The organism is Rhodoferax sp. UBA5149 (genome assembly GCF_002413825.1).
GTDB lineage: Bacteria > Pseudomonadota > Gammaproteobacteria > Burkholderiales > Burkholderiaceae_C > Rhodoferax.
On sequence record NZ_DHXT01000007.1, the window covers coordinates 1 to 3,557 of the forward strand.

At 62.6% G+C, this 3,557-nt stretch carries 4 protein-coding genes and 1 pseudogene; 2 read left to right on the top strand and 3 right to left on the bottom strand.

The annotated features are described in order from the left end of the window. The 3 genes from B3V69_RS00445 to B3V69_RS00455 form a co-directional block, all read right to left on the bottom strand. Positions 1-887: aminoacyl--tRNA ligase-related protein (locus B3V69_RS00445; RefSeq protein ID WP_296442767.1), on the bottom strand; the 887-nt coding region annotated here is incomplete at its 3' end. Between the two features lie 207 nt (positions 888-1,094). Beyond that, positions 1,095-2,048: a 4-hydroxy-3-methylbut-2-enyl diphosphate reductase gene (gene ispH / locus B3V69_RS00450; RefSeq protein ID WP_296442769.1), complete on the bottom strand. Its 954-nt coding sequence runs from the start codon at positions 2,046-2,048 to the stop codon at positions 1,095-1,097. Next, positions 2,045-2,509, bottom strand: coding sequence for an FKBP-type peptidyl-prolyl cis-trans isomerase (locus tag B3V69_RS00455; RefSeq protein ID WP_296442771.1), 465 nt, complete (start codon positions 2,507-2,509; stop codon positions 2,045-2,047). Before B3V69_RS00455 ends, ispH begins: the two co-directional genes overlap by 4 nt. A 69-nt stretch (positions 2,510-2,578) precedes the next feature. On the opposite strand from B3V69_RS00455, the gene radC reads away from it, so the two are divergent. After that, positions 2,579-3,280 carry a RadC family protein gene (gene radC, locus B3V69_RS00460; protein WP_296442773.1) on the top strand — a complete coding sequence of 234 codons (702 nt, stop codon included), beginning with the start codon at positions 2,579-2,581 and terminating at the stop codon, positions 3,278-3,280. A gap of 68 nt (positions 3,281-3,348) precedes the next feature. Next, a pseudogene (locus tag B3V69_RS00465) lies at positions 3,349-3,557 on the top strand (DNA mismatch repair protein MutS); the annotation flags it as partial.

The window sequence follows — 3,557 nt, forward strand, 5'->3', positions numbered from 1 at the left end:
ATCAGGCCGCGCGTGTCGCGCCCGGCACTGCCGGCCTCGGACCGGAAACAAGGGGTGTGGGCCGTGAGCTTGATCGGCAGGTCGGCCTCGGCCACGACTTCATCGCGCACAAAGTTGGTCAAGGGCACTTCGCTGGTGGGGATCAGGTAGAGCGCGGCGTTGTCCGGTGCCGCCTCGCCTTCTTGTCCGCCCTTTTTGGCGGCAAACAGATCGCCCTCGAACTTGGGCAACTGGCCGGTGCCGCGCAGACTTTCAGCATTGACGATGTAGGGCGTGTAGCACTCGGTGTAGCCGTGCTCTTCGGTTTGCACGTCCAGCATGAACTGCGACAGGGCGCGGTGCAAGCGGGCAATCGGGCCTTTCATGACCGTGAAGCGCGCACCGGTCAGCTTGACACCCATCTCGAAATCCAGCCCCAGCGGCGAGCCCAGGTCCACATGGTCCTTGACCGGGAACGCAAAAGCCTTGGGGCCCTTGCCGTCAGGACTCCAGCTGCGCACCACCACATTGCCGTGCTCATCCGCGCCCACCGGCACGCTCTCATGCGGCAAATTGGGCACCGCCAGCAACAGCACTTGCAGCTCGGCCTGAATCTGGTCCAGACGCGTGCCCGAGGTTTCCAGCTCGGCCTTCAAACCCGCCACCTCGGCCATGACCGCATCCGATTCGACTTGGCCCGCCGGGCCTTTGGCCTTGAGCTGGCCAATTTGCTTGCTCAAGCTGTTGCGCTTGCCCTGCAGCTCTTCGGTGCGCATCTGAATCGTCTTGCGCTCAGCCTCCAGCGTTTTAAAAGCCTCCACATTGAGAAAGGTTTGCGGATTTTTGCGGGTCTCAAGGCGCGCCAGGGCTGAATCGAGGTCTTTTCGGAGGAGGGTAATGTCGAGCATGGTGAAATTGTAATTTTTTGAAACTTGGCACGTCAAGACAATCTGGCAAACGGCGTGCCGGGGTCGACCACCGGCTTGTGCCAGACCTCCCGGCCATTCAGGCCGGGCGCTTGGCCGGACCGCTTCGACACCGGTGTTTTACATAAAAAATGGCTGTAGCCCTCGTCCAATATGCGCGAAGCGCTATCAATAGCAGAGCAATTGAGATCAGGGCGAGGCATCGAGTTTGAGGCCCTTGGGCAGCGGAAACTTCACCGTCTCTTCGATGCCGTCCATCTTGCGCACCGACACCGCGCCCAGCGCCTTGATGCGGTCAATCACCTGGCGCACCAGCACCTCGGGAGCCGAGGCACCGGCGGTCAAACCGACCCGCTGGCGGCCCTCGAACCAGGGCGCCTGCAGCTCGTCCGCGCTGTCCACCATGTAACTCTCGGTGCCGAGCTTGCGCGCCAACTCGGCTAAACGGTTGCTGTTGGAGCTGGTCGGGCTGCCGACCACGATCACCACATCGACCTGCGGACTCATGATTTTCACGGCGTCCTGCCGGTTTTGCGTGGCGTAGCAAATATCCTGCTGTTTGGGTTGGCGCGCATTCGGGAAACGCGCCTTGATGGCGGCGGCAATGTCGGCCGCGTCGTCGACGCTGAGCGTGGTTTGCGTCACCACCGCCAGCAGCTCGGTCTGCGCCGGCTGCACCCGCGCCACATCGGCCACGTCTTCCACCAGATGAATGCCACCCTCCAACTGGCCCATGGTGCCCTCCACTTCGGGATGTCCCTTGTGGCCGATCATGATGAATTCATAGCCCTCTTTGTGCAGCTTGGCGACTTCCACATGCACCTTGGTCACCAGTGGGCAGGTGGCGTCAAAAATCCGGAAACCTCTCGCTGCCGCCTCCGCCTGCACCGCCCGGCTCACACCGTGAGCAGAGAATATGAGCGTAGCCCCCGCCGGTACGTCGTCCAGTGCTTCAATAAAGATAGCACCCTTGGCCTTGAGGTCGTTCACCACATAGGTGTTGTGCACGATCTCATGGCGCACATAAATCGGCGCGCCAAACTTCTGCAGCGCGCGCTCGACGATCTCGATGGCGCGGTCGACCCCGGCGCAAAAGCCGCGCGGCTCCGCCAGCAAGATTTCCTGAGGGAAGGAATCGCTCACAAAATGCCGATCACATGCACTTCAAACGTCACCGGCTGACCGGCCAGGGGATGGTTGAAATCGAACAACACGGCGTCGCCTTTGGCGTCATTTCTGAGCTGCTGCACCGAGCCGGCAAAGCGGCCCTGGCCGTCCGGGGTGGGGAACTGCACCACATCGCCGACCTCGTACTGGGCTTCGGCCTCGCCCATATCGATCAGCTCCTGGCGCGCCAGCCATTGCTGCATGTCGGGGTTGCGATCGCCAAAGGCTTCGCCCGCTACCAGCTCGAAGGTGACGCGGCTGCCTTCGGCCAGGCCCAGCAAATGGGCTTCCACCGCCGGTGACAACTCGCCGGTGCCCAAGGTGAGCGTGGCGGGTTTGCCATTGAAGGTGTTGATCACATCCCCGGCCGGCCCGGCCAGGCGGTAATGCAGCGTGAGGAATGAACCCGGTTGGACAGAGGCAAGTGTGGAAGTCATATAAGTCCTGGATCTAGAAAGGGCGGCGCGTTGGCGAATAAACTGGCCTCCATTGTAAAAGCCCGACCCATGCCCCTCAAAGACCTTCCCCCCGACGCCCGCCCGCGTGAAAAACTGCTGGCGCGCGGCCCCGGCGCCCTGAGCGACGTCGAGCTGCTGGCCATCCTGCTGCGCACCGGCATCAAGGGCAAGGGCGTGCTGCAAATGGCTCGCGAACTGCTGGAACTGAAGAAAAACGAGAGTGAAACGGATGGCTTTGACGGCATCGCCGGCCTGCTGCACGCCACCGCCGACGACCTCAAGCGCATCAAAGGCCTGGGGCCGGCCAAACGCGCCGAAATCGTGGCGGTGCTGGAGTTGTCGCGCCGGGCGCTGGCCCAGCAGCTCAAGGAACGCACTATTTTTGCCACGCCCGACGCCGTCAAACATTACCTGCAACTGCATCTGGCGGCCAAACCGCATGAAGTGTTTGCCGTGCTGTTTCTGGACGTGCAAAACCGTCTGCTGGCGATGGAGGAACTGTTTCGCGGCACCCTGACGCAGACCAGCGTGTACCCCAGAGAAGTGGTGCTGCGCGCCCTGCACCACCAAGCCTCGGCCGTGGTGCTGGCCCACAACCATCCCAGCGGCACGGTGCAGCCCTCGCGCGCCGACGAAGCCCTGACGCAAACCCTGAAGGCGACGCTGGCGCTGATTGATGTGCGGGTGCTGGACCATGTGATCGTGGCGCCGGGTGAAGCGCTGTCGATGGCCGAGCGGGGCTTGCTGTGAAGACGCCGCCCAAGACCACCCCAAGCAGGACGGCACCGGCAAGCGTCCGACCCGTCAAGGTCAACGCGTTGGCGGACCTGAAACTGGTCAAGCGCGAAATCGAAGCACAAGCCCTGAGCCAAGCGCAGCAGGTGGCCGAGCTCGCCAAAGCCCGGCGTCAGGCGAGCACCGAAAAAGACCTCTTCATTCGGGCCGCTGGCATGGTCCAGCCCTTGCCGGACAAGCGCCGCGTGCTATTTAAAAGAGAGCTGCCAGTGCCCCCCACCATGCAGTACCA

Coding starts and splice junctions, on each gene's coding strand:
- radC (WP_296442773.1), top strand. CDS start 2,579: ATGCCCCTCAAAGACCTTCCCCCCGACGCCCGCCCGCGTGAAAAACTG.
- B3V69_RS00455 (WP_296442771.1), bottom strand. CDS start 2,509: ATGACTTCCACACTTGCCTCTGTCCAACCGGGTTCATTCCTCACGCTG.